The following is an 852-nucleotide window of genomic DNA, read 5'->3' on the forward strand; positions in this document are numbered from 1 at the left end:
CCCTTGAAACGCTGTTGTAAACGTTCGTAGTTGTACCACACGATGTAGTCGTCAACGGCTTGAGAAAACTGCTCAACGCTGGCGTAGTGTTCACCATGATACATTTCAGTTTTACAATGACCGAAGAAGTTCTCCATAACCACATTGAAACTTTTCAAAAACGATACGAATTGCCTCTTGAAGCTCAACATACAGATCCTGACGACGTAAACGTACTGGACGATAAAAATAAGTCGAACGAGAAAGGTTTGCGGCCTTAAATAAATCGCTACGCTTATGCTTTGACTTAAGAATAACGCTAGCCTGGGTTTTCACTCTCGCCCCTGGATTCTCAAATCCCATAATGTTTTTAGATACGCATTTTCAGCCTCAAGTTGTGCAACCCTACGGCGAAGCTTATCCTCCTCACTCATAGGCCGTGGCTTACATGAACCTTTTCGGCGGCCTTGAGGTTTTGGCATCAATGCTTCATCGCCACCTTAACGCCACAGATACACCCATCTTCGGACCAGTTGCTGCGATGATAAGGCAAACTCTAAGCCATCTCCATATAAGTTTCACCAGCAAGGAAACACTCAACAACTTCCTTTTGCACTTCAAAAGAATACGACTGACTATGTGATTGCCTCATAAGACATATCCTGCCATGAAGCTTCCATCGCCGACACAATACACGCACTAAATCTGGTTTTACTCCCAGTACAGTAGCTGTGGCACGATATCCATGCCCTTGCTCAAAAAGATCAACGAGCAACTCACACTGACGTTGCCCCAAAGAACTTCGTGAATGCATAAAACTCCTCCCCAGTAATTGGTATCTGATTTCTCAGTCCAACTAATAGGGAGCAGTTC

General features: G+C 44.5%; 1 protein-coding gene. It reads right to left on the reverse strand.

The features are described 5' to 3' along the window. Positions 1–191, reverse strand: a 191-nt coding sequence (locus tag NXS99_RS09220) for an IS3 family transposase (RefSeq protein WP_396124854.1), incomplete at its 3' end; no start/stop codon positions are given. Positions 192–852 lie beyond the last annotated feature (661 nt).

The sequence above is a fragment of the Corynebacterium sp. HS2168-gen11 genome (assembly GCF_024834075.1).
Lineage (GTDB): Bacteria > Actinomycetota > Actinomycetes > Mycobacteriales > Mycobacteriaceae > Corynebacterium.